Origin of the sequence: Bradyrhizobium sp. 76 (assembly GCF_023073025.1) — a bacterium.
Taxonomy (GTDB): domain Bacteria; phylum Pseudomonadota; class Alphaproteobacteria; order Rhizobiales; family Xanthobacteraceae; genus Bradyrhizobium.
Map to the genome: position 1 here is coordinate 1 of NZ_JADPIS010000080.1, position 18,458 is coordinate 18,458.

General features: G+C 58.8%; 24 protein-coding genes, 1 pseudogene and 1 other annotated feature. Of the genes and pseudogenes, 8 read left to right on the forward strand and 17 right to left on the reverse strand.

Going from position 1 to position 18,458, the window contains the following annotated elements; all coding sequences use genetic code 11:
• From IVB48_RS16130 to IVB48_RS16145, 4 genes and pseudogenes are all read right to left on the reverse strand, one after another.
• Positions 1–227 (reverse strand): transposase (locus IVB48_RS16130; RefSeq protein WP_247400803.1); only part of this gene is annotated, 227 nt, incomplete at its 3' end.
• 402 nt (positions 228–629) lie between these two features.
• The gene (locus IVB48_RS16135) at positions 630–1,379 is read right to left on the reverse strand and encodes a LuxR family transcriptional regulator (RefSeq protein ID WP_247400805.1); all 750 of its coding nucleotides are present in this window, start codon (positions 1,377–1,379) and stop codon (positions 630–632) included.
• Positions 1,380–2,156: 777 nt separating this feature from the next.
• Entirely contained in the window at positions 2,157–3,503 is a 1,347-nt protein-coding gene (gene metC, locus IVB48_RS16140; RefSeq protein ID WP_346658994.1) for a cystathionine beta-lyase, read from the reverse strand.
• A gap of 363 nt (positions 3,504–3,866) precedes the next feature.
• A pseudogene (locus tag IVB48_RS16145) lies at positions 3,867–4,275 on the reverse strand (transposase); the annotation flags it as partial.
• Positions 3,879–3,994: a sequence feature (AL1L pseudoknot), on the reverse strand. It overlaps the preceding pseudogene by 116 nt.
• Before the next feature lie 955 nt (positions 4,276–5,230).
• On the opposite strand from IVB48_RS16145, the gene IVB48_RS16150 reads away from it, so the two are divergent.
• Positions 5,231–5,836, forward strand: coding sequence for a transglycosylase domain-containing protein (locus IVB48_RS16150; RefSeq protein WP_247400808.1), 606 nt, complete (start codon positions 5,231–5,233; stop codon positions 5,834–5,836).
• A gap of 82 nt (positions 5,837–5,918) precedes the next feature.
• Here the strand turns inward: IVB48_RS16150 and IVB48_RS41375 are convergent, their stop codons facing one another.
• From IVB48_RS41375 to IVB48_RS41180, 5 genes are all read right to left on the reverse strand, one after another.
• Positions 5,919–6,134: a hypothetical protein gene (locus IVB48_RS41375; protein WP_346658995.1), complete on the reverse strand. Its 216-nt coding sequence runs from the start codon at positions 6,132–6,134 to the stop codon at positions 5,919–5,921.
• Positions 6,131–6,445, reverse strand: coding sequence for an FMN-binding negative transcriptional regulator (locus IVB48_RS41380; RefSeq protein WP_346658999.1), 315 nt, complete (start codon positions 6,443–6,445; stop codon positions 6,131–6,133). Before IVB48_RS41380 ends, IVB48_RS41375 begins: the two co-directional genes overlap by 4 nt.
• A gap of 180 nt (positions 6,446–6,625) precedes the next feature.
• On the reverse strand, positions 6,626–6,778 hold the full coding sequence (locus IVB48_RS16160; RefSeq protein ID WP_247340050.1) for a rubredoxin: 153 nt from the start codon (positions 6,776–6,778) through the stop codon (positions 6,626–6,628).
• 219 nt (positions 6,779–6,997) lie between these two features.
• The gene (locus tag IVB48_RS16165; protein ID WP_247400812.1) at positions 6,998–7,279 is read right to left on the reverse strand and encodes a hypothetical protein; all 282 of its coding nucleotides are present in this window, start codon (positions 7,277–7,279) and stop codon (positions 6,998–7,000) included.
• A gap of 136 nt (positions 7,280–7,415) precedes the next feature.
• Positions 7,416–7,685 carry an MFS transporter gene (locus tag IVB48_RS41180; protein WP_346659000.1) on the reverse strand — a complete coding sequence of 90 codons (270 nt, stop codon included), beginning with the start codon at positions 7,683–7,685 and terminating at the stop codon, positions 7,416–7,418.
• Between the two features lie 294 nt (positions 7,686–7,979).
• On the opposite strand from IVB48_RS41180, the gene IVB48_RS16175 reads away from it, so the two are divergent.
• Positions 7,980–8,708 (forward strand): hypothetical protein, encoded by a 729-nt coding sequence (locus tag IVB48_RS16175; RefSeq protein ID WP_247400814.1) that lies wholly within the window; start codon positions 7,980–7,982, stop codon positions 8,706–8,708.
• Here IVB48_RS16175 and IVB48_RS16180 read toward each other — a convergent pair.
• Both IVB48_RS16180 and IVB48_RS16185 read right to left on the reverse strand, forming a co-directional pair.
• Positions 8,705–8,887, reverse strand: coding sequence for a hypothetical protein (locus IVB48_RS16180; RefSeq protein ID WP_247400816.1), 183 nt, complete (start codon positions 8,885–8,887; stop codon positions 8,705–8,707). The genes IVB48_RS16175 and IVB48_RS16180 overlap by 4 nt on opposite strands.
• A 519-nt stretch (positions 8,888–9,406) precedes the next feature.
• Entirely contained in the window at positions 9,407–9,670 is a 264-nt protein-coding gene (locus tag IVB48_RS16185; protein ID WP_247400876.1) for a DUF2285 domain-containing protein, read from the reverse strand.
• 1,147 nt (positions 9,671–10,817) lie between these two features.
• Between IVB48_RS16185 and IVB48_RS16190 the strand changes: the two genes are divergently transcribed.
• The 3 genes from IVB48_RS16190 to IVB48_RS16200 all read left to right on the forward strand — a co-directional run bounded on the left by IVB48_RS16190 (position 10,818) and on the right by IVB48_RS16200 (position 11,838).
• Positions 10,818–11,051, forward strand: coding sequence for a hypothetical protein (locus IVB48_RS16190; protein ID WP_247285875.1), 234 nt, complete (start codon positions 10,818–10,820; stop codon positions 11,049–11,051).
• Positions 11,052–11,054: 3 nt separating this feature from the next.
• The gene (locus IVB48_RS16195) at positions 11,055–11,276 is read left to right on the forward strand and encodes a hypothetical protein (protein WP_247400818.1); all 222 of its coding nucleotides are present in this window, start codon (positions 11,055–11,057) and stop codon (positions 11,274–11,276) included.
• A gap of 352 nt (positions 11,277–11,628) precedes the next feature.
• Positions 11,629–11,838 carry a hypothetical protein gene (locus tag IVB48_RS16200; RefSeq protein WP_247400820.1) on the forward strand — a complete coding sequence of 70 codons (210 nt, stop codon included), beginning with the start codon at positions 11,629–11,631 and terminating at the stop codon, positions 11,836–11,838.
• A gap of 816 nt (positions 11,839–12,654) precedes the next feature.
• On the opposite strand, the gene IVB48_RS16205 is transcribed toward IVB48_RS16200, so the two are convergent.
• Both IVB48_RS16205 and IVB48_RS16210 read right to left on the reverse strand, forming a co-directional pair.
• A complete protein-coding gene (locus IVB48_RS16205) occupies positions 12,655–13,077 on the reverse strand; it encodes a hypothetical protein (RefSeq protein WP_247400822.1) in 423 nt (140 codons plus the stop codon).
• Between the two features lie 19 nt (positions 13,078–13,096).
• Positions 13,097–13,318, reverse strand: coding sequence for a hypothetical protein (locus tag IVB48_RS16210; protein WP_247339994.1), 222 nt, complete (start codon positions 13,316–13,318; stop codon positions 13,097–13,099).
• Between the two features lie 573 nt (positions 13,319–13,891).
• Between IVB48_RS16210 and IVB48_RS16215 the strand changes: the two genes are divergently transcribed.
• Together IVB48_RS16215 and IVB48_RS16220 are read left to right on the forward strand one after the other, a co-directional pair.
• Positions 13,892–14,560, forward strand: a complete 669-nt coding sequence (locus IVB48_RS16215) for a hypothetical protein (RefSeq protein WP_247400824.1) — start codon at positions 13,892–13,894, stop codon at positions 14,558–14,560.
• Between the two features lie 53 nt (positions 14,561–14,613).
• Positions 14,614–14,868: a hypothetical protein gene (locus IVB48_RS16220; RefSeq protein WP_247400825.1), complete on the forward strand. Its 255-nt coding sequence runs from the start codon at positions 14,614–14,616 to the stop codon at positions 14,866–14,868.
• A 562-nt stretch (positions 14,869–15,430) separates the two neighbouring features.
• On the opposite strand, the gene IVB48_RS16225 is transcribed toward IVB48_RS16220, so the two are convergent.
• From IVB48_RS16225 to IVB48_RS16240, 4 genes are all read right to left on the reverse strand, one after another.
• Entirely contained in the window at positions 15,431–15,868 is a 438-nt protein-coding gene (locus IVB48_RS16225) for a hypothetical protein (protein WP_247400829.1), read from the reverse strand.
• Positions 15,869–16,033: 165 nt separating this feature from the next.
• Complete coding sequence (locus IVB48_RS16230; protein WP_247400832.1) at positions 16,034–16,531, reverse strand: hypothetical protein; 498 nt, start codon at positions 16,529–16,531, stop codon at positions 16,034–16,036.
• Between the two features lie 143 nt (positions 16,532–16,674).
• Positions 16,675–17,028, reverse strand: a complete 354-nt coding sequence (locus IVB48_RS16235) for a DUF6074 family protein (protein WP_247400835.1) — start codon at positions 17,026–17,028, stop codon at positions 16,675–16,677.
• A gap of 421 nt (positions 17,029–17,449) precedes the next feature.
• Positions 17,450–17,713, reverse strand: a complete 264-nt coding sequence (locus tag IVB48_RS16240; RefSeq protein WP_247400838.1) for a hypothetical protein — start codon at positions 17,711–17,713, stop codon at positions 17,450–17,452.
• Positions 17,714–18,009: 296 nt separating this feature from the next.
• Between IVB48_RS16240 and IVB48_RS16245 the strand changes: the two genes are divergently transcribed.
• Complete coding sequence (locus IVB48_RS16245; protein ID WP_247400840.1) at positions 18,010–18,390, forward strand: hypothetical protein; 381 nt, start codon at positions 18,010–18,012, stop codon at positions 18,388–18,390.
• The last annotated feature ends 68 nt before the right edge of the window (positions 18,391–18,458 follow it).

Below are 18,458 nucleotides of genomic sequence, written 5' to 3' on the forward strand. Positions count from 1 at the left end.
TGTCGAAACCGCCGCCGCCAATCGTAGATCTGCCAGCGCGTCGCTCCGTGCTTGCGCGCCACCTCGGACACCTGGGCACCGGGTAACAGACTCTCGGCGGCGATCCGAGCTCTCTCAGCTTCCGAACGTACGCGGCGCCCCGATGGTCCTTCAAGAACCTCCAGCCGGCCCACCGACCCCCTCGTTGAGCCGTCCAAATGGACGTCCTTTTTGCTGTCCAATCCCATCCGAAACCTCCGTCCAAGCCGGAGGCTTCTTTCGCACAGCTATACCGATCCCGAAGCAAGGGTTCCGGCTAAGCGCTTACTCCACAACCAAGCACGCTTGCGAAGATCACTGTGATCGCACGCGCGTCATCGATACGCCGAATAGTCTACCGTCATGGCCAGTCCACGTCGGATTTAGGCGATCGTGCGAACCTCTCCCGCCTCGAAAACTCGACCAACCCTCGGCGGGATACGCATCTATGCCCCCGAAGACGACGAGACGACAGGCTTGTCAGCTATTTGCGGCGACAGCATCTTCTGCACCTTGGGCTGAACGTGTCCTCGCTGTCGTGTTGCCACGCTGGTCAGATCGCTCGCTCGTGACTTCGACATAGGTCGGTACGGGGCAGCGGCGCCGAAACGTCAGATTAGACCGGGGCGAATCGCCTTGGCGAGGCAATGGGTACGGCTGTTCGTCTCTAGCTTTCGCATCGCGTTCTTCAGGTGAAAGTTCGCCGTATTCTCGCTGACTCTCAGGATGACTCCGATTTCCCAGGATGATTTCCCCTCTTCCACCCAGCGGAGGCAATCCTTTTCTCGTTCGGATAGGGCCACTTTCATATGGCATTTGCCCTCCGATGAGGGCGCGATTTCTGTAAATGCATGATGAAACTGCCAAGCCAATGCGTTGAGACGACTGAGGCGACACTGAGGGTCGACATCGTCGAACCTGGATGCAAAGGATACGACGCATAGCCGTCCAAATGGTCCGAACAGTGGTACGGTTACGCCGTGCTTCAGACCCGCCTCTTTGGCCTCGTTCAACACACGCACTTCGCCGGGTTGCAATTGATCTTGTGAGCGAGTTGATCCCATAAAAACGCCGCCGACTGCATCGTCGTACCGAACCACAGGATCGATGGCATTGTATCGGCGTTCAGCATAGCGCTCGCGCCACGCGGAAGGAAAGTTCACTGTCACGGCGGCTGGCAGATACTCTGGCCGGCGGGTCGGCTCCGCGTCCGTCAGCGCCCCGTAAGCGACTTGACTGAAGCCCTGTTCGCTCGAGCAGCTCACAAGCAGATCGAACAACACCTCGGGAGATCGACTGTTTTGCGCATTCGATGAAGCAAAATAGGTCCATTTGGTGCCTCCCGCCACCGACTTAGGCAATCCGGTGCTGCGTCTTTTGAGTGGATCGATTTGGGCAGGGCCCTGCCCACTTTCAGCCTCCTCTTGCTTCGAAGTGCTCGACCGAACGCGACAGTCATACTTCTCGTCATGAGCTGCAATCGAGTTGGCTGAGATTGGGTAGCTGCTCGATAGATAACATTGTGCATGCGCCTCTTCCGGAGGAGGCGGACCTGAAGCGTCCAGAAAATGTCGTCCCAGCTGAGGCGGCAGGAGCACTGCCGCAAACCAGGAGTGCTGGAGAACTGGGCGCCACGTTCACTGCTACAATTCGGACATTCGTCGCAAGAGACACAACCTTGTTGGTGCTAGCTGAAGAATGCATGTCGCATCGGCAAGTACGCGAACGATCGTTTACGCCTTGGGTCAGCCTCCGCGCCTCTGCTCCGGGGGCCAGCCGAGCTAGCGTAGACCCGGCGCCCGCGTCATAGGGCAGAGAGGCAATTAGACGCAGAAATGGCATGCATCCGCTGCGATACCCGTTTGCGGTCGTGCCGTACCGAACGGAACGCCGGAGATTCCCGGTTGCGCGATCGCCTATTGCCAAGCGCTCGTGTTCAAAAGCACCCGGACATGTTTGGGCAAGCGAATCATCCGAATACGGCAATGGCCTGCGGCTTAAATGAGATCCAACTGACCGCACACATGGGCGTTGTGCTCACGCACATTGACAGAAAGAGGCCGTACGGATGGTTGCGATAGCGCCCCCAAGCGTCGCTCTTATCGGCCTCCTCCGCACCATCAATACTGCCGTTGAAATCACCCGTCTCTGCTCTCATCCTGGTAAGCAGCGTCGCTCACGGAGTGTTCGCAGGCGGCTTGCAGCGCCTGATGCATGTCCGCAATGAGATCACTCGGCCTCTCGATGCCGGCGTGAATACGAATCAACGGTCCATCAAATGAAACCTTAGCTTCCATTCGTGGAGGATCATCGACAGGCAGCACAAGGCTTTCGTACCCACCCCACGACAATCCGATTCCAAAAAGGCGCAGTTTCTGGAAGAAAACCGAAAGCTGGGCCTTGGGCATAGCCTTCAGAACGACGCCGAACAGGCCACTTGCACCCAAGAAATCCCGCTTCCAAATATTGTGGCCGGGATCGTTTGGGAGCGCAGGGTGTAGAACCCGGCCCACTGCCGGGTGGTCTTCCAGGCTTTGAGCCAGCTTGATGCCATTTTCGCAATGCTGCCTCATGCGAACGGCTAGTGTCCGCAGTCCACGAAGAGCTAAATAGATGTCATCTGGCCCAGCGATCTCCCCGAAATGATGAGCGCTTGGCTGCAGGAGCGGCCACGCTTTCTTGTTAGCAGTAGCAATGCCCAGAAGGGCGTCGGAATGACCAACGATATACTTGGTCGCGGCATGGATCGAAATGTCGACGCCATGGAGAAAGGGTTTGAAATAGAGCGGCGTCGCCCAAGTGTTGTCCATGAGCACGAGCGCACCCGAATGATGCGCGATCGCGCACAGCGCGGGAAGATCCTGTACCTCAAACGTCAGTGACCCCGGGGACTCCAGGTACACAGCTCGCGTTTTTGCTCCAATCTTCGCGAGTAGATCCGAAGGTTGTGTGGGATGGAAGTACTCCACTTTGACCTTAAATCTAGTTAGAACCTCGTTCGCGAATATCCTGACCGGTTCATAGACGTTATCGCAGATCAAAACATGATCCCCGGCCTTCAGGATCCCGAGAAGCGCGTGGGAGCACGCAGAGAGCCCCGAAGGGAACAAGATCGAACGATACCCGCCTTCCAGTTCACAAATGGCAGCCTCGAGAGCGCGAGACAGCGGTGAGCCGAATCGTCCGTAGTTCGTCACTGGATTCTGCTTGCGCCTATCCCACTCTTCGAGGCTTTCCGAAACGATCGTGGAACCTCGATAGACAGGCACATTGACCATCCCGGCGTGTTCAGCCGGCGCGCGACCGAGATGAGACAATTTCGTGTTGGGCTCTGGCAAGCCTTTACCCGAAGGGATCCGATCCATACTTCTCCTATCTGGGATCGCGCCGCTTAATGCGCAGCGAATGCCCACAACGTGCAACTCGTCTCCGGCGCGACCACTCGAGAACTCTGCATCGACGCCCTCTTCGTCATCATATCCCAACGTTAGAGCAGCTCTCCTCCCGCACCGAAAGCGCGGTCAACCGCACAGCGAGACCGTGCCGGACCGCGCTCCTGAAAGTCGGTGGTCAGCTTCATGCAGATCTACAGTGGGTCCATCACTACAGCAAAGGTTGGGCCAGACGCGCGGGGTGCGGGCTGCAGGCGGATTAACCAGGACTGATCGAATGACTCGGCACCAGGCGACTTTCTTGTCGGACAAAAGACGCTGCATGTGGGCTCCTCGCCAAATCGGTTAAATCGGGACGATCTTGATGTGGGTTGACAATTGCACTTGTTATGAACTCGCGCGTTGGCGTTGTTTTTGCAGCCGCTTGGCTGGATCGCGCCGCTTGGCCGCATCGGCGTGGTAGGTCGAGGGGGCGCATCGGCAGGACCTTGCAGATCGGCTCACCCCCATGCGCCCACGATGGATCATCAAGAGGCGATCATGGCTTGGACCCGCGGTCGAGCTCCGCCATCGCAAAATAGGCGCTTGCGTTCCGTAGGATTTCGTTAGCCTGCCGGAGCTCGCGGTTCTCCCGTCGGGGCCTTCAGCTTCTCGGCCATCTCAGTCGGAACGCCGGTCCGCTGCCCGCTGTCGATCTCGCCTTCTTGACCCAGTCACGAAGCGTTTGCGGTGTGCCGCCGATCTTTGCCGCAACCGATCTCACCGCCGCCCGGCGCGAAGGATGCTCGCCGGAGAGATCCAGAACCATCCGAACCGCTCGGGTTCGGACCTCGGGTGACAATTTGTCCGTCGTCTTGCTCGTCATGGCTCCATTCTCTCAGGAGTTGGAGCGTCCGACAAACCCGGGCGGTTCAAACCGATACCTGACTGAATCGAGAGCTGGACCTTAACACCACTTGAATCGTACCTAGCGTCAAGTTGTACTAACTACCGGTTCGATTCTCCGAACCCGAGACACATTCCGGCCTCAAGGTGCAGGCGCGGGACATTGAGGATCTGCGAGGCGTGCTTGAGATGATGGTGGCAGCTCTTATTGTCCTTTCGATTGTCGCCGCCGGTGGGGCTGGCTACGGCGTCCGTACTCGGCGCTTTCGCATCCGACGAGAGCGCGCGCGGCTGCATATGGCTACGGCCCACTCCGCAGAGAGTTGCAGCAGTCATCCGCCGTCGCGCAACTCGCTCGAGCAACCCGCGTGCTGGCAACCAGAAGCAGATCTTGCGAACCAGAAGCGCTCGACAATAGCCCGCGAGGGCTAAACAAATTCACACGGGCTCACCTCTCACCTGCAGAATTCGCTGCCGGCACCCTCGGCAAGGTGCAGCTGATGCGCGAGTTCTTACGTTGTGCTGCGGCGTGTCGCGGCTCCAGAACTACGACAGATGCTTTGTCTGGCGGGGACGTCCGAACGGAGCGGCGTGCCGCAGGCAGCACGCGTTTCGACACGCTAAGTTCAAAACAATTTGAAACGCAAGTGAGTCAGATGATACCGCGAAGAAGAATCCCAATCCCAGATCGTATGATGGCTGGAGCCACGCGTGTCTCTTCGATTGCCTGCATGCTAACGGAGCTTATGCGCGGTGCAAGGCTTGTTCGTCGATCCTTGCGCTGTACGATCATCGATCCCCTTTCCGAGGCCTTAACATTCGGGCTCATCAGCCTCATACTGTTAATGATCGTGGCAAACCCCGTTTTTCAGAAAACAGGTGATCAGGATTGGAGCCACGGCGACGATCCCACACTCTGTCTGCCGGAATGTCGCATGGGTCTGACCAGCGCTTGCGCGACCTACAGCTCGATTTCAGTGAAGGAGCTTCCGGACGTCTTAGTCAAGGCGACATTGGCAACCGGGGATCGCCGCTTCTATAGCCATTTCGGCATTGACCTTACCGCGATCGCGCTCTCATTGCATGCCGCCCCGGGCACAGAGGCCGTGCGCTCGTCCATTACCCAGCAGGTTGCGAAAATTCTATTCCCCTCAGATCGACCAAATTTGGAGGTCAGGATTCAGGAGACGCTTTTCGCAATTTGGCTCGAGTGGCGGCTCAGCAAGGATGAAATCCTGAAGATCTACCTGAACCGTGTGCAGATCGGAGGCGGCATCTTCGGGGTCAGTAAAGCTGCGCAGACTTATTTCCAGAAGCAGGTTCAGGATATCGAACTTGGCGAAGCAGCCTTGCTTGCCGGCCTGATAAATGCGCCACTAGATCTATCTTCGCATGTTGCTCTTCCGAATGCGCGTGAGCGTGCAAACCTGGTTCTGGACACCCTCCTCGAGACCGGGCTCATCACTAATGATCAGCTGTTCGCGGCAAAGCAACATCCGGCACGCCTGATCTTCATGGATCAGGACGCATCGCCGAATTGAAGAGATCGAGGTGAGCGTGATCTCGCGGAAGATGATTGCCACTGCTGCCAACGAGTGGAGGGTAGCACAGCTGATTGACTGGCTATGAAGCCTGCTCCGTGTTGACGGCTGCGGCCAGCATTGCCTCGCCCATCACATTGTTCCCCTGTGCCTTTAGGGCATAGCCGGCGCCGACAATATCTCGGACCTCTTTGTTCTGGCTGAGCTTCGACTTGCCTATGAGGCGTGTGACCTCGATCTCGACGCCGACGATCATCTTGAGCATCGCGTCGATGTAGTCGTTGGGGCTGTCGGTCATCTTCCAAGGATCGGCTGTTTCGCCTCATGAATGCGCGTCAGGCGCGCGACCATGCCGCGGACATAACGCTCATCATCGCGGATCGTGACACGTCCGTACACATGTGCAACCATGTAGTTCCAGGACGAGACCAGCTTCTTGGACTCGACCTTGCTCGGATACCAGTTTGGCGCGATGTAGGCATCCGCGGCGCGGAAAACGATCAGAACCTCGTCGCCCGTGGCGAGATCCTGACAAATAGGGTTCGCACGAGCGACATGCGAATGAAGCACGCCCTGCTGACCTTCGTGCGCATGCAGCTCGAAGGGAATATGATTCGCGTCAAGCCCACTCTTCCCGTTGGTAAAGAGGAAGCCGAGCGGATTTTTTTAATGAGATGGTGAAGTACCTCGGCGCGAGCCTCAACGAAGTGCGGAGGGACGTACATGATAACTCCTTTGGTATTGTGGGACGCCGTGCACCATAGGGTCGCGCAGCATCAACGGTTTGGTTCAGACCTCGGTCATCTCGAATTCACTTTTGCCAGCACGACAGTCGGGGCAGATCCAATCTGCGGGCACGTCCTCCCAGCGGGCGCCGGGCGGAATGCCCTCTTCAGGCCATCCGTCTCGCTCGTTGTAAATGAGCCCGCACAACGCACACATCGAGGTCTTGTAGAGAGGCGCGTCGGACGCGATCTCGGTGTTCACGTGAGCACTTTCGTTGCTCATGACAGCTTCCATATTCGTCGGGCAGGGTTCATGAGGTCGATAGGGCGAGTCTGGCCTATCCAACTTGTAACTGCATTTTTGCTGGTGCGATCGCGATGGGATAGATCAGGCCGGGGTAGATGTTGCCGGTGTAGCTGACGAGCGAGAGGCTGATCAGCGAAACGAAGCCGCCGAGTATGCCAGTGCCGATGGGATACGGAAGCGACAGCGAGGTATATCGCAGCCGCGCCGGAAAGAGCTCGACGAGAAACGCGGCATTCGCCCATACACCAGCACCATTACCAAGACGAGTTGCGCCAGGATTAGCGCGGTGACGGCCACGTAGTTGTGCGCAGCCGTTGCGCTTGCAACGCCCATGTAGATGGGAATGTAGAGCGCGGCGGCGAGCAGAAGTCCGGTGACGATCAGCGGACGACGTCCGATGCGGTCTGACAAGACCCCGCTCACGACACCAGGGGCGTACCGATGGCTAGGGTAATGGCGACGCAGACATTCGCCGTCAGGAAATCCACCTTGACAACGCTCTGCAGGAAATACAGCGTGTAGAATTGCCCGGTGTACCACACGCATCTCAGACCCGCGTCGCGCCGAAGAGAGCATACAGCGCATAACCCAATCCTTGTCTCGTGCCGAAACTTTCGCGAACCGGCGCGCGCGAGACCTTGCCGGACTGGCGCATCTGCTCGAAAACCGGCGACTCGCTCAGCTTGAGACGAAGATAGATCGAAAACACGACGAGAAGTGCAGACAGCAAGAACGGGATACGCCAGCCCCAAGCACGGAAACCTTCCTCCCCGAGCGTCAGCCGACACGCCAGCACGACCAGAATTGCAACGAAGATGCCATCGCTTGGTAAGAAGAAGTGTCTCGATGGACCTTCAGAAAATTCTCGATCAGAAAATCAAAGATCTGCATGCAGGCCCCTATAAAATCGGCCTAAAGGCGGTGATGGCGCATATTGATGCCGCCATCAAGCACTACAAGCGAGGACAATCCGAGCCAGACCAAACACTATTCACCGATGTTGTCTTTCGCTGCAATCAAGCTTTTGAGGGTAGTGTTAAGGAAGCTTACCGAGTGCTCGCTGGCAAGGACCCGTCGCGTATCGCGCCCCGCAAAATCGAGGAGTTCCTCGGTGAGGCTGATCTACTTCGAAAGAAAGTGTTGGATCAATTTACGCGTTACCGGACCGAATGGCGCAACCCCTTCCACGCACGACTACACTCTCGATTTCGACGAGGACGAAGGCCTGATGGCAATCGTATCTGTCACGGTCTTCGCCATCGTTCTTTGCGATCAGATCGACGGGAAACTTGCTTTTGACACTGCGGCGGACCCACGAGCGCCTGCCGCCACCCCGACGACCCGGCAGGGCACACCGCTGCTTGACTTAGTTACGAGCGCCCTTCTCAGATTTGCTCAAGGACATACAGAAGACCCTTTGGTTTCTCGCGATCAATTGAGACCGCATTATCTTCGTACGGTAGGCACTATTGCGGGATATCTCGTCGGTGCGCTGCGCGGCGGGCGAGGTTTTAGGGTCAAACAGAGCCAACTGTTCTCTGATAGAGAGGCTGATATCGTCGTCGAGCGATCGACGGGAGTGAGCTCTACGGAGAAGGTAATCGTTGAGCTGAAGGTTTCCTCCTCAGGGAAGTCCCTTCCGAGGCGCTTCCTTCGACGTAGCGCGGTCGAAAAAGCCTCTTACTTCTTGCACCTGCCCGACGTGACGGGAGCCGTCGTATTTCTATATTCCGGCAGCAATAAAACGTATGAGATTGCCGATACAACGGAGGCGCCGATAGAGAAGATGCGAATAGTCGGCGCGGCTTCGGATACAAAGTTAGTGAGCCCAAGAGATTAGAAGTGCACCGTCTGTTTGGCATGGGCCTCGGGCTTCTCGTTGGCATAAATGCGGTGCTCTTCACGGCTATGATTTTCTCGGAATGCCGGCTCACAGCCGCGATTGCCGGCGAGCGGTCCGCCGGAATGCAGGGAGATAACGGCTCGGATCATCGAGCGGGAAACACGCATTTCGATCACTTCTCTCGGCCTCCGGCGGCAGTGTCTTTTTCAAGAAGCCGGACAGGGTTTTAATTAGCGATCCAAAGTTTGTGAACGCGAGCGGCTTCCCGTCAAATGATTGGTTTGCCCTCGCCGCGACGGCCGGAAGCGCGGTCACGGGTGTCGATCCGAAAAAACTACAGGCGGCGGCTCATCGATGCCAGAGAACCGCACTCAACGACGACGGCGAACAAGCTACCGTTGCTCTTCCTAACGCAGCAGTCGGGTGTCAGGCGTTCACCAGAGACGGCGGAGGCGTGGTCGTGGATGTGGCAATACCGCTGCGAAAGCACTGAACTGGTTCAACGCAGGTCCCAGCACACCGCCGCGTTGTTGCCCGCGAAATAGCCAGAGCCTGCCCGAATTGGTTAACGGGTTGTTAATCGGGGTTCGGCAGGCTTACCATCAGCGCTGCCGATCAGCCCCCCAGCCACAGGTAGCGCAAAGCGATGGCCGGCGGCAGCGATGCCCGCCGGCCATTGTCGTGACCTAGCCCTTTCAGCGAGCCGAAGGCCATCCTTGCCGCAGCAACCGACGGTACCCACTGTCAGCGCCCCATTTCGCGCGCTCAAGATGGCTTTCGAACGCGCGCCGAGCGCGCGCTGGCTCACGTTCCGGGTCAATGCGCAAGATGATCCGCGATACCTCGCGCCAGTCAGCGCCTTCCGCATCGGCATCAAGCATGCGGAGATAGGTGATGCGGTGCTGCTCAACATGTGCTTCCTTGCGATCGTTGGTTGCAGCGCCGGGACCATTCTCGATCTTTGTGTCGCCCGGGTGGCGCCGGCACGGGACTAAGGCCGCTGCGAAATGTGGCTGATTTATTTCCCGCGCGATCCGGGTTGACGTGATCGGTATGCGCGCCCGCGTTCCCAATTCGGCCCGCGGTAGGGCCGGTCATCCGGCGTTCTTGTGAAGCGCGCCGAGCGAGTACCGAGACAGCGCCGCTGCGACAGTCCATGCAGCCCGCGGCCGCTTCCAAGCCGCTAGGGAAGTTGGACAGGATAGCCAAGTCGCCCCCGCGTTTCGGGGTCCGCACCTACCGCAGCGCGGGGCCGTAGGACTGCCGGCACTCGACAGCCCGGTCATGTTGCACACTGGTTATTGATCCGGCCAGCCCAACATGCAGGCTTGGCATGGGCCGGCGCCGACGCCAAACACGCGCCCAGCTGGGACCGCGGCGCCTGCGCGCCGTAACGGAAGTTCAATGCCAATGTGGAGCATCTCTCGGCGGATCGCGGCCGCCACCTGAGCCGGTAAAACAAGGCGGGCCCGGTATTCCTAGGAACCCGGGCCCACAACCTGAGCAACGTCATGGCGGCGCCGTTCGGCTGCGTGTTGGGTTCTAAGCGCCCTTGTCTCAAACCGCCTTGAGCAAGGTCAAAGACTGCCCTTCTGGCAGTCGGGCTGGTCATCGGTCGACTTGATGCTATCGGCTACAAGCGGATGCAATTCAACCTCGATGGACCAGGCGAGCATAGCTTCGCCTGACAGTGGGCACGAACCAAGCAGATGCGTCCTCCCATGCCGCAAAACAACAACCATGAACCATTCAGAAAAGATTGCCGGCTGTTCCCGATCGTTAAGTGATCGTAAACCATGCGATGGCAACAAACCGCATGGAAACCGAACTCCCGCCTGAAACGATACTGCGAGACATCCGTCGGCAAGAAAAGCGCAGGTCGCTTTTTAAGCACTATCACCGGCAATTTCTCGATCGTCTTCGTGACCGCGATTGGGTGTCTTCGTTAAAGCTTCCCGACAGCCCCGGAACGACGCTCGCTCTTTTACGAAACGGATGGATGGAGCGACGCTCAACCGGCAAAGGCGTCGAATATCGTATGACCGAAGCCGGTCTGTTGGAACTTAGCCGGCCGCGATAACTCAAAGGCGCAGTGGAGGCAACGCAGTGTCAACAGCCATGGAAATGATCGTCGGCGGCTACGTGAAGGTGCGGGACCGACGAGCCTTGACGGACCTGCTCGCGCATCGGCGCAAGATGCTGGGCGAACTACACGCTGTCTGCGGCATCGATCCCGCGAACGCTGTTCAGGCCGTCCAAGACGAAATAACAACTATCGAAGCCGGCCTAGAAGAACTCAAGCCGCCGCCCGGCTCGCTCCCCGAAAACGAGTGGAGCTAGGGCGTGCGCGTTAACAAAATCAATTGGGACAAGATCGGCCGCATGACAGAGCCCGGCCGTTACAAATGCCTCTTCGGCTATCTAACCGTTACGTCAGACGACATCGAAGTGTGGACGCGCTATCCCGACGCGACGTTCACTTTGAGTGTGGGGCCAACGACTGAGCAATCGGTGGGCGAAGATTACCGTTTAGGCGCGTTCGACATCGACGATCCACAACAGTAGGCGGTTCGCCGTCGGCGATGCCTATCGGGCTGCCGCTTGCGCCGACTTCGCCAAGGCGCCAGGCCCCGATCTAGACCGCCTCGCCGGTACATCGCTGGACAAGGGCGCCGAACTTGATGCGCTCGCGGCGATGCCAGCAGACGACCGGGCTTCGCTGATCCGATGGGCGGCCGCCGGCGAGATTGCCGCTTTTGCGGTCCTGCTGGCCGGTTGGTTCAGCGAGCGCGCACTCCGTGCAGAAAGACAGCGCCGGATACCCCATCGACGCCGCTGATCGTCATGGTTGCAATGCTAAGTGAAGCCTCGCCAATCAGTTGAGGGCAACATGGTTCGGGCATTTCGCGATACTGTCATGGCACTCACTTTTCTTGTAGTCGCGGGCAGCAACATTTTGTGGGATTTCATGAATAGCTACCTCGCCTGCGGCCTTGCACTGACCGCTTCAATTACGGCCGGCTTTTGCGTCGAGCGCGACTTCATCACGCGGCCCAATCGCGAGATGGCCCGCCTCCACCGCGAGCATTCGGCAGAAGGACCAATAGGCCGGCGCGGCTGGGAGTAAGGCCAGCTCGGCTTACGAAATACGGCTCCCGTGATTGAGACGCTGCATTCCCGATCGCGGCGAGATCAGCCCTGAGCTATTCCGGGCCGCTTATCGCATGGGTCTTGAGGGGCTGGTATCCAAGCATCGCGATCGGCCTCACCGTGGCGGCCGGCAGAAGCACTGGATCAAGGTGAAGAACCGCAGCCACCCGGCGACGGGACGGGAGCTATAGATCGGCAGCACGGCTGTTCCAGAATTAACCTGATCTCGCTGCATCAAGCTTAATTCTGCAACTCGATTGCAGCATCGCTGCGAAGCGTTACCTTCTGAGCGCCGGACATTGCCCGTCTGGCTCCACCCAAGGCGAAGTCGTCGCACCACCATATTCGACGCGGCGCTTCGTTTGATTGCAGGCGGTTTCGTTTGGAAAAGCAGCCGGACCACGAACCGCTTGATCTCGTCGAGATGCGTCGGCAACTCACCGTACTGCGTTCGCAACATTCCGAAAATCTTGGAATAGCGTCGCTGTTGAACCGCTTCCTCGTGAAGATCGCGTTTCTGTCAGAGCCGAGGGACGTCGCGCACGTCCAACATCTGCGGTCTGAGTTCGCACGAACGCTACAAAAGGTTGAAGCGATCGCCTCGCGGTCCCCATCTGCGAAGCCATCAGGCGCCGTCAAGCAGCCCAAGTAACACTAACGCACAGACGTCCTTGCGCCTGCCGCCGGCGGCGCCGATGCTGGATGCAGTCGCGAAGTCGTCCTCGTCTCGCGTACCGGCGGCTTCGCGGCTAGGGGTCGCCGCCACAAGCGGCGGCCCCGCCCATGATCAGCTCTAGTGACCGCGCGGCACTGCTCGGGGCACAAACGGCAGTCTCGGAGAAAACGACTTGGCGATCGCGAGAACCGCGGCTTCGTCGGTTTCGAGTGCGATCTTCTGGGCGAGCATCACATCGCCAACTGCCAACACCCGTTCGGGGAGGAAGCACCATCCCACCTTAGGCTCCAATTTTTCATCCAGCTCCAAAACATTGCTCATGGTGCACTGATGAATTCGGTATCGACGGCCGGTAAGAGAACCAGTGACTTCAAAAAAGCCATTGACATCAAATTGCGCGCGCTGTTCTGGAGATAACCATTCCCGCAAAAGACGGCGTGCACGCGCTTCCGGGCCATTTTGCTCGTTGAAGCTCCGATAGAGCGCGCGCAGGGCGCGCAAACGCGCGCCCTGCGCGACGTTGCGTCCGAACAAAAACATCTTCGGTGCTACGACGGTTCTAACCGCCGACTAAGTGCGGATAGAACAGCGTTTCCTTCGCTGTTGGATCAAATGTCCGTATCAGCTTGAGATCGCCGGCCGGGGTCCGAGTGGCAGCGGTAAATCCCCGGCCGGTAAACATCTTGAAGCGCCGCTCGGCCTCGGCGAGCCCCTTGGGGTCGTCTTCCTCAAAAAAATGTCTGCTGTCGCCTGTGCTGTCCATTACGATCTGGGTAGCCATGGAAGAGAACTCCGCAACGCCTAGCCTCTGATGAAGAACAAACCTCGCTGCGATCAATAGTGTTCCTGGTCTCGGCAAATTTCATTGTGCCTTCTTGTTAGTCAGCGGTCGTCTACGAACATTCTACCGTCGCGACGCTACCCGCGCCAAGGGGCTAGGTTCTTGGACTATGTTTCAACACGTCGCGCACCAATCGTCAGGAAATGGAACGAGCAGCCACGGCCCGTCCTCAATGTTATCGTTTGCAGCTACGGGTCTGCCGGTCGCGAGGGGCTCGGCTGCGAACTCTTCGACCTCAGCGGTACTCGCCGCGTTACGCTCGGCGCAGCTTAAATCGCTTTGCATGAATAAAACTTCCCACCGGGGCACGATCGAATTTGCAGCGTCTTCGAAAAATATGGACCAAAAAGTTCGGCACGCGACAAAATATCAGGCCCCCTTGGCAAGCGATAGGAGCGCGGACCTGTCCTTTTGCATCCTAGTCGAGCGCGCCATCACGCGTTGCAGTGCAGCCAACAGCCATCTCTCATTCTTTGAGCGCCGTCGCTCCATCAAACTTTGCGGGCGGCGATCATGGCCTGTGAGGGCGGCTCAACGGGGTTCTTGCGCCGCGCGCCGTATCTCTCTGCCGCGCAGCGCACGGCCGAAGCAATCGCTGCTAACCCGGAGAAGTTTGACCGCGCTATCGCGGCGGAAATCGGCGTCAGTCACCCAACCGTAGCGATAGCCCGTCGATCAACTGGAAAGCAGTTACCAGTTGAAAAACGAACCGGCCGCCACGGCAAGCAACGGAAGGCGCCGACCATGTCAGCTGCGCAGGTTGAGGCATTCTCGGTCGATGAACTCGACGCCCGCGGCCGTGCTGTCGTTGCCTATACTGCAGCGAAGCTTCAAGCGCGGCTCGCGAAGGCGAAGAAGGCCCACGACGAACTGATCTGCGCCGCCTACCGCGCGCAAGGCGATGCGCTTAATATCGAGGCGCAGGCAAAGCGTCGGCTTGCCGACGAATACGACGCAGCGCAAGCGCGGGGTGAAGTTGCGCGTCTTGGAGATAATCTGCCTAGAGTTACCACCCGGAACGCTAGCAAGCCGACAGCGGCCGACGTCGGTATCTCCCGCCAAGAATTCCACGAGGCGCGCCAGATCAGGGACGCGGAAAAGCGCCACCGCGGCGCGCCGCTAGGCCGCATTAAACGGGGAAAACCACCGCGGGAGAATTCCTCGCGCCAATCACGAGTGTAATGTCCGTCGGTGCAAAACCCGGCCGCCTCCGGAGTGTTGCAGGGGAGCTGCTATTGGCAATCATTTTGATCCTGGCTCTCGCCGGCGCGATCGTCCTTCTAGCGATCCGCATCGTCATCGGCTGGATTTCCCCGACCGCCGGTAAACAGTTCTCCCCGGCGAACGACATAGCCGGGACGTTCTTCCTGAAACTGATCGTCGTGGTTGCCGCGGTCGCGATCTTGGCCGTCGTCGGCTTCGCGCTGATGACCTCCACCAAGTACAGCAAGCGAACCACGACATCGATATCAGACGCTACTTCGGGATAGAACGTCGCCTGACGATTACCTAGATCGAAGTGAACGCGACCTCGGGCAGGCATGGTTTTGGCCCGAGCTCGCAGATACAGATTGCCGCGGCTTGATTGCGTGAACTCGATCGGCTTGATCGGACAGACGGCCTTCAACATGTGGACCGACAGCCCGCAATAGCTCGCGGCTTGACCCAGCCGCAGCGCCGCCGGCCAGTATGGTCGGTCGGGCTTCATGTCGCTGCTTTGACCCGCCCGGCCAGCGCGGGTATCCGTTCGCACCGACGTAGCCGCGCTTCCCAATCACCCGACCTATATGACCGTTTGGTAAAGCCATCGTCGGTCCACTCCGCAAACAACACCCGCTCGCCGTGGAACCTAATTTCGAGTTTTCTGGTGTGCGCTGGATTGTCGATCTGCCGACGCAAGGACAGCGCCATATGGTTGTATCGGAAGTCGTAAACGCGGGCCCGGCCGTCGAGCGCTTGGATAATGAAACCGGCAGCGTTCCGGAAGGATCGCTAGAGCGACCTTCACCAAAGCCTTGATGCGTTCAGAGCGGTCAGCTTGGTACATGCAATTCAGCTGGGTGTTTTGGCTATAAGCTGGTCAAGTTCACTGGCCGTAATCAGATCGCGGTGCATTAGGACTTTCGCTACACGATCAATCTCGGCCCAGTGCTCGTCGACCAACGCTTCACAATTCTGCAAGATGACGGCCAGTATGTCGTTCGCCTGCCGAAGGACGTCCCGGGGAAGTTCAAGCTCCTCGTTCCCAGCGCCGGGCAACGACTGGCCAGATTTCAGTAGAGCAATAGAACCGGCCGCCACTTGTGCAATCTGCAAGTCGCTTTCGGCGCCGTCAGAAAACGAGCTGGGACGCCCTGAGAAACGAACGTTCGCGACTGGTCCTGCTAATGCTACAGCGCCATCGATCTCGTACCCCGCAATCTTCGCTTCTACTGCTTCTCCACTCTCATAAGACGCCGAAGCGGTTAAGGCTCCGACCGATCCTGACATACGTATTTCCGCGCATGCTAGGCCTTGACGGCGAGCCAGCACTGCGTGGGCCGCTTCATGGTATGCCATCATCATTCGTCTTCGCCTTCGCTCGCCCATGGTTGACCTTTTTCGTAAAGATGGCCCGGAGGACGGCGGCGGAAGCCGCCGCCCCATTCGACGATGTTATGCCGCAATTCCGGCGACGCGAAGGACCGCACTTGCTAACTCGCGGCCCAGAAGCAGACCTCGCCCCTGTTCGCCGCCGCAATAGTTGCTCTTCTGCACTTCCTCGAACAGCATCATGCCGCGCGCCAAGATCAACATTCCTGAGACGGTAAGCGGCGCGTGCTGGCGAATTCTATACAGCAAATAATGGATTTTCTTTGCTTCTATGTGTGCTGCGTCCTTCGCGGCTTCGACACCGGAGACTTCGATAGCTCTGGCGCACTGGGCTCCGTATCGTTCCGCTGCAACAATTCGCGCTGTCAGGTCCCCTTCCAGTCGTTGCCTAGCCCGCTTGCCTCCCCAACGTTCGGTATCCCCCCGGACCGCGGCGAGTGCGATGCGGAGACGATCGGGCTTGAGCAGGTTGAGCCAGGCCGCGTCGGGGTGGACCGTCCCGTTGGCATCGGCAAATCGTGCGATAGAGCGGCTGCCCTTCGAACCCTTCGGCTTGCTCAAAGCAACCTTGGAAGGCCCGCCGGTCGGCCGCGGACGTGATCACGATCGAAGGCGGCGGTTCGGGCCACTGTTCAGCGGCCGGCGCCCGGGCCTGCTCTAGGCGCGCCACCGCGGCCCGGTAAGCCGGCGTGCGGCAGCGGTGCTCATTGGTCACCGCCCGGCGTCAGAACCTGCCGCCACAGTTCGGCGCGGACCTTTGCTTCGATGCGCCGGACTTCCGCGTCGATGGTGAAATGATCAGCGCCTATTTCATCCAGTGTCCGACGGATCGCGTTTAGATTTCGCCGAACATGCTGCTCGCCTTGCTCGGCAGGTCGCGTCAGAACGAATTCGACGTGGCGCTTGATGTAAGCGGCGTCCCGGAAGCGGCCGGGCAAAAGTAAGACCTTCGCCTTCGGCTCGGCGATGCGGACATGAAGCCGGGGATCGCCTTCCTGAGCCGGCGCCACTTCGCGCCGGGCGCTGCGCACGGCGCGCGACACGGCCCGTTCAGTCATGCTGCCCCCCAAGTCCGACGATCTGCGAAGACGATCTGCCAAGCGGCCTTCCCGAAAGCGTGGCAATGCTGTTCGATTTCGGCATCGGTGATGCCCAGCCCAGCGAGCCGGCCCCACTCCATGTCAAGGTGCTCGATCAATATTTCTCAGCGTCGTCAGCCGACGGTCGCTTGCGCATTTCGGCGGCTATGAAAGCGACGATCCGACGGTGGCGGGCCGACGGGAACGCGTAAATGTGCGCTGAAGGAACTGCCTTGCGTCGGCGCTTCATCGGTCAACTCCCGATCTGCTGGATGAAGAGCGGCGCGCTGGGGAAAGGTTCAGAGACCGCAGCGCGCCGCCGCTAGCGCCGCCCGGGTACGTCCGCCGGGTCGGCGCCGGCGCTGACGCGGGACGGAACCGCGCGCGCCGAAGTGGAAGGTTAGGCGGCGGCTTGATCGCCGCGCAGAAGCTGGAACAAATCTTCCACAGGAGCAGTCGTGTGGCGTCCGTTCTTTCGAACGCGGATCACGCCGTCCTTCACTAGCTCATAAAATCTGGTTGTCCCAATTCCAGCGACTTCGCAAAAGCGGTCGACGGGCACGTTCAGGGACAGGTTGCAAAGTTTGACGACGTCCGGGAGCGTCATGTCGCCGGGGCGAGAACGATGGGAGGTCGACAACTGGGGCGGCAATTCGCGGCGCATTGGGAGAGTTCTCCTAGGCTTCAGTTTCGTCCATGAGCGCAATCATTCGCGACACTCAGAGCGTTCGTCAACGTGCCCAAAATCCAATACTAAAGCACCGAAGTTATGTCGTTGATGCGAGGTTTATTCCGGTCCGACGGATTATTGATGAAACGACTACATCGAATGGGCGGGTGCGAAATCGCGCAGCGATGTGATTTGCGGCGGTCATTCCGGGCGCTTTACCGGTTGATTTCGAGCGTAGAGAGACGAAGGCGAATGCAACTGACGGTGCTTTCGTTTCACCGCGGCGTCGAATGCCGGCGGATGACTGCGCCGAGCTGATTACTCGGATGCGTTACGGAGACGCCGTCTTTGGCGACGAGATCGTGCAGTTCAACGGTGGCTCGGCTCATATCACTCGCGCAAAGAATGGATTTTGGCATGGGCCTAACGGTCCGCGGAACACGCATGTGAGCGCAGTTCTATTGTTACCTGAGACAGGATTGTCGAAGCTGAGAGAGGAGAAATGGCAGCCGGTACTCGCAGTTCATCCTTGGGCGGACCACCCTCTTCCGGACGAGCTACGAGAGATCAACCGATTTGAGGCGGACGACGACAAGTGGATGTTTCGGGACGGAAAGCGGTTCGCCGACATTGTCAGCCTGCCTGATCCGTGGTCGCCAAAGGAAGAATGAAAGCTATTCCCTTGCAGGCAAGCGCTGGCGCATCCCAATTCGGGCCGCTGTTCTCATCGATACGTTCG